At 56.5% G+C, this 5,507-nt stretch carries 5 protein-coding genes and 1 pseudogene; 5 read left to right on the forward strand and 1 reads right to left on the reverse strand.

Annotated features, from left to right (window positions below):
* The 5 genes and pseudogenes from ACN0T8_RS15525 to iolG form a co-directional block, all read left to right on the forward strand.
* Positions 1 to 254: pseudogene (locus ACN0T8_RS15525) on the forward strand (3D-(3,5/4)-trihydroxycyclohexane-1,2-dione acylhydrolase (decyclizing)); the annotation flags it as partial.
* The gene (iolC, locus tag ACN0T8_RS15530; protein WP_417881497.1) at positions 254 to 1,234 is read left to right on the forward strand and encodes a 5-dehydro-2-deoxygluconokinase; all 981 of its coding nucleotides are present in this window, start codon (positions 254 to 256) and stop codon (positions 1,232 to 1,234) included. The pseudogene ACN0T8_RS15525 and the gene iolC, both read left to right, overlap by 1 nt.
* A 12-nt stretch (positions 1,235 to 1,246) precedes the next feature.
* Positions 1,247 to 2,101 carry a 5-deoxy-glucuronate isomerase gene (locus ACN0T8_RS15535; protein WP_417256372.1) on the forward strand — a complete coding sequence of 285 codons (855 nt, stop codon included), beginning with the start codon at positions 1,247 to 1,249 and terminating at the stop codon, positions 2,099 to 2,101.
* Complete coding sequence (locus ACN0T8_RS15540) at positions 2,098 to 2,928, forward strand: class II fructose-bisphosphate aldolase (RefSeq protein ID WP_417256371.1); 831 nt, start codon at positions 2,098 to 2,100, stop codon at positions 2,926 to 2,928. Before ACN0T8_RS15535 ends, ACN0T8_RS15540 begins: the two co-directional genes overlap by 4 nt.
* A gap of 1 nt (position 2,929) precedes the next feature.
* The gene (iolG, locus tag ACN0T8_RS15545; RefSeq protein ID WP_417256370.1) at positions 2,930 to 3,931 is read left to right on the forward strand and encodes an inositol 2-dehydrogenase; all 1,002 of its coding nucleotides are present in this window, start codon (positions 2,930 to 2,932) and stop codon (positions 3,929 to 3,931) included.
* A 222-nt stretch (positions 3,932 to 4,153) separates the two neighbouring features.
* Here the strand turns inward: iolG and ACN0T8_RS15550 are convergent.
* A partial coding sequence (locus tag ACN0T8_RS15550; RefSeq protein WP_417256369.1) for an MFS transporter occupies positions 4,154 to 5,507 on the reverse strand: 1,354 nt, incomplete at its 5' end.

Raw genomic sequence — 5,507 nt, forward strand, 5'->3', positions numbered from 1 at the left:
CACATGCGGCCTCGATGGGGGCACAAGCTGAAAAAGTCACCAATCCGGCCGAACTTGGCGATGCATTCAAGCGCGCCAAAGCATCAGACAAGACCTATGTGATCGTAATGGATGTCGACCCCTACGAAGGGTGGACCACTGAAGGTCATGCTTGGTGGGAGGTTGGCACACCAACTGTCACCGAAAGCGAGCGCGTGCGCAAAGCGCATGAAGACTGGGAATCCTCACGTAGCAAACAACGGAGGGGCGTATAATGAGCGCGCTGATAGCGGGTATCCGCAAAGGCAGTTTCGTCGTCTTCGGCCGCGCGGGGATGGATATGTATGCCGATCCCCCCGGCACCCGTGCGGACGAGGCCGACACCTTTCGCGCCGATCTTGGCGGCTCGTCTGCAAACATCTGTGCAGGGCTGTGCAAGCTGGGAATGCAATCGGCGCTGGTCACCTCGGTGTCCGACGATGCTGTCGGGCGGTTTTGCACCAACCGACTGCGCCATTACGGCGTGGATACGCAGTATTTGAAAGTGCTGGGCGGTGAGGCGCGGGTCTCTCTGGCGGTTTATGAAAGTTGTATTGAGGATTTTCAGCTGGTCATCTACCGCAACAACGCGGTGGACTTTCAGGTAACCGAAGAAGACGTTGATCGGGTGAACTATGATAATTTCGGCGCTCTGATCACGGCGGGGACAGTCTTTGCCGCCGAACCATCACGCAGCGCCACATTCCGCGCATTTGAAAACGCCCGCACTGCAAATCTACCTGTGATCTTCGACATAGACTATCGCCCCTATAGCTGGCCCTCAGCCGCGGTGGCCTCCGAGGTGCTGACCCGCGCGGGCGAGGAAAGCGACCTGATCGTCGGCAACGACGAGGAATTCGGCTTCATGGCCGGAAGTATGGACAAGGGGTTGGCAAAAGCCCGTGAGCTCGCCGCAAAAGGCAAGATGGTGATCTACAAGATGGGGCACGAGGGAGCGCTGACCTTTGCCGATGGCGAAGAGATACGCACCGGCATCTATCCCGTCACCGCCATCAAGCCGAACGGCGCAGGCGACAGTTTTATGGCTGGGCTGCTGGCGGCCATTGCCGAGCGACGATCGCTGAAAGAGGCGGTGCTGCGCGGCTCCGCCTGCGCTTCAATGGTGGTGAGCCGTCCGGGATGTGCTCCAGCCATGCCGACAACTTCACAACTCAATGACTTTTTGGCCGCGTGTTCCGGCCCCACTGATATCTGAAAGGAAAGCCCGATGCATATCGCGCCCCATGACAACGCCAATACACCTATCGTTGATGCCGATCACGACCTTGTGCCACTGAACTACTTCAACATCGTCAAACTGCAAAAGGGCGAGGTTTTTGAATACTCTGTCGCGGGATATGAGACCTGTGTGGTGCCTGCTACGGGAACTGTTGATGTGGATGTTGAGGGGGCGGTTTATACGCACCTCGGCAATCGCAATGCCGATGTTTGGGACGGTGAGCCCGAGGGAGTCTATGTGCCCGTGGGCGCCAAGGTTCGTATCACCTGTGTATCGGATAAAACGGAGACGTTTATCGCCGGTGCCAAATACGACAAGGTGCTGGAACCGTTCGAGGTCCGTGACGCAGAGATTGATATTGTTCAATACGGCTCGGACGACACCAAAACCCACCGCAAGATCAAGCACATTCTAGGCGCCAACCATCATGATAAGGTTGGCCGGCTGTTGGTGAGCGAGTTGTATACTGTCGGTGCCGGTGGCTGGTCGGGTTTCCCGTCGCACAAACATGACACGGATCGTTATGAGGACGGCGAGTTGATCGAGACCCGCCATGATGAAACCTATAATTTCCGGTTTAAACCGAATTATGGCTCGGGTCTTCAAATGCTCCAACGTGAGGACAATGAACCCGGGGACGCCTATCACATCGTCGATGGCTCGACGATCTGCATCGACAAGGGCTATCACCCCTGCTGCGTGCTGCCCGGCTACGAGATGTATTACTTCACTATTCTCGGGGGGCTGAGCCAGCGAAGCCTGAAGCAATATTTCCAACCGACCCATGCAGCCCAGTTGCATACGATTCCGGGCATTATGGATATGGTGGCAAAGTTCAAATGAGTATCGCAACGCTATCAGAAGTGCTGCAACCGGCGCTCCGTCAAGGCTACGCTGTCGCGGGTTTGGTGACGCTAGGTTGGGAAGACATGCGCGCTTATGTGGCGGCGGCTGAGGCCGAGGGCGTGCCCGTTATCCTACAAGCAGGGCCGTCCTGTCGGGAACACACACCTTTGCCCGTTCTGGGAGCCATGTTTCGTTACCTTGCAGAAAATGCTTCCGTGCCTGTCGTTGCCCATTTGGACCACGGTTATTCTGCCGAAGATTGCCGCCTTGCCATTGAGAGTGGCTTTACCTCGGTGATGTATGATGGCTCGCGCAAACCCTTGGCCGAAAATATTGCCGAGACTGCGGCGATTGCCCAGATGGCTCATGATGCAGGGGTGTCTTGCGAAGGGGAAATCGGCTTTGTGGGCTATTCGGGCGGCGAAGGCTCTGCCGGAACCGACCCCGACGAGGCCGCGCAGTTTGCACAGGAGACCGGGGTCGATGCTATGGCGATCTCGGTGGGAAACGTGCACTTGCAACAGGACAAGCAAGGGGGGCTTGATGAAGACCGTATTCGCGCCATTGAATCTGTGACAAATGTACCCTTGGTCATACATGGCGGGTCCGGAGTGCCGGTAGCTCAGCGCCGCTCCCTCGCGCGTAACTCAGCGATCTGCAAATTCAACATCGGCACAGAATTGCGGATGGTGTTTGGACAAGCGCTGCGTGCGGCGGTCAATCGCGATGCCACTCGCTTTGATCGGGTCCAGCTTTTAAAAGAAACCCATGATCCGCTGGTGACCGCCACCCGCACTGTCCTGCAAGCCTTCAAAGGAGCATAACATGTTAAATATCGGACTTCTGGGCTGTGGCAGGATCGGACAGGTTCATGGTCGCACAATTTCTCACATTGATGGAGCGAGGGTTACTGCTGTTGCAGACGCCTTTGAAGCTCCGGCCAAGGCGCTGGCTGAGAAGACGGGCGCAAAGGCTATGGATGCTATAGAACTTATCGCTCATGCAGATGTCGATGCTGTAGTGATCGGGACACCAACCGATACGCATTATGATTTAATCCATGCCGCCGCCGCAGAGGGCAAAGCCATCTTTTGTGAAAAACCGGTGGATATGTCCGCTGAACGGATCCGGGAGTGCATCAAGGCTGTCGAGGCCGCCGGCGTGCCCTTCATGACCGCTTTCAACCGTCGATTTGACCCCAATTTTGCAAACTTACAGTCTCGTATCGTGGCTGGAGAAATTGGCGGCGTTGAGATTGTGACGATCCAGTCACGTGATCCATCTCCACCACCTATCAGCTATATCAAGAGCTCCGGTGGTCTGTTTCGTGATATGATGATCCATGATCTCGACATGGCGCGTTTTTTGTTGGGCGAAGAACCTCAAACTGTTCACGCGGTTGGCGCTTCCCTTGTTGATCCTGAAATTGGGGAGGCGGGAGACGTGGATACAGCAGCGGTCACGTTGACCACCAAAAGCGGTAAGATTTGTCAAATCACCAATTCGCGCCGCGCCAGCTATGGGTATGATCAAAGGATCGAAGTGCACGGCGCGAAAGGCATGCTGCGTGCAGAGAATGCTCTGGAAAACACCGTAGAGATCGCCACGGAGGCAGGGTTTCAAAGGGCCCCCGCGCAGCATTTCTTTCTTGAGCGATATGATGCGGCTTACCGAGCCGAGATGGCTTACTTTGTCGATGCCGTCACCAACCAAAAGCGCATTATGCCCGGGATCGTGGATGGCTTACGCGCACAGGTGTTAGCGGATGCTGCGACCCAGTCGTATGAACAAGGGGTGCCTGTTCGGGTGGATAATGGCACCGTGTGAGTTGCACGAAACAAATTCAAATTACACCATACCAATAAACAGTGATCCGGTTATGGCCACACACTGCGCAATTTGAGGATTGTGCATATGGCCATAACCTTTCACAGACTTGGCCATTGCTCCATTTGAAGCCGCAGTGCTTCAAGGTCTCCGCCCCAAAACACAAGGTTCCGGCCCAAATGTGCATCAAGCTTTTTATTGATGCACGCGATCCCATCGCGCTCACCCCGTCCGCTCACTCACCGGCATGAGCGTCGGGCGCAGCAGGATCGCGGCGGTCAACCCGATGATCGAAAGCCCCGCCGCCACCATGTAGAGCCATGTGAACGCATCCGAGAACAGCATACTGACCGCAATGCGGCTGGTCTCAGGCAGCGCCGCAAGGGCTTCGGGCGACAGGCTGGAAGGATCCGGCAAATCACTCACATCTCCGGCCCCTGCGATTAGCCGTGCCGAGAGGACCGCGCCGTAGATCGAGATGGCCAATGACGCCCCCGCCATCCGGCACAGCGTCACCGCGCCTGTCGCGGCACCAATGTCGCCCTGCGGGGCCACCATCTGCACCCCGATGACCGGAGATTGCTGCGCCAGACCGATGGCCAAGCCGCATGTTGCCAGCACGGCTCCAATCAGCCAAAGCGAGCTTCCCACCTGAATTTGAGAAACCCCAATCAAAGCAAGCACGGAAAGCATCGTGCCGGTGATCAGGAACGGTTTGTATCGCCCTGTGCGCTCGATCAAGCGCCCCGCGGTCAGTGATCCCGCAGCAATTCCGCAGGTAATGGCAATGAAGAACAGACCCGCATGGGCGGGCGAAAGTCCCGTCGTCATTTGTAGAAACAGCGCGTGATAATTAACGAGGCCAATCCCGATCCCGCCCGACGTCAGCGCCACAATCAACAGAAGCGGGAAGTTGCGATCACGGAACAGGCTCAGCGGAATGATCGGCTCCGGCGTGCGGCGCTCAATGCGGACCCAAGCGACGGCGGACATGGTGGCCAGAGCAAGAATGCCAATGGTCACAGGCGTGAACATCCCTCCGAAAATCTGCGCCCCGTCAGCCCAAAGCACGATCAACCCGATCGTAAGCGCTAAAGTCGCAGCCCCAGCATAATCGATCTTCGGCTGGCGGTTCGGGCGGACATAGGGCAGCAAGAGAAAGATGCCAGACAGAACCAAAATCCCGACAGGCAGGTTCACAAGGAATATTGAGCGCCAGCCGAAATACTGGCTCATGGCCCCGCCCAGCGTTGGACCTATGGAACCTGACGCCATGAGGACAAGGCTGGAAAAGCTTTGATACCGCGCCCGCTCACGCGGTTCGAACAAATCGGCATTGATCGAGAAAATCGACACCATAATACCGCCGCCGCCCAGACCCTGCAAAACACGTGCAGCAATCAGGCTTTCCATCGACCACGCCAAACCGCAACTCAGAGAGCCCACGACAAAGAGCGAGATCGCAAACATCATCACATATTTGCGGCCGAACAAATCCCCCAGCTTGCCATACACCGGCATGATGGCACTTTGCGCCAAAAGATATGCGGCACTGACCCAACTGAAGCGTTCAATA

The sequence above is a fragment of the Vibrio sp. genome (assembly GCF_048266485.1).
Lineage (GTDB): Bacteria > Pseudomonadota > Gammaproteobacteria > Enterobacterales > Vibrionaceae > Vibrio.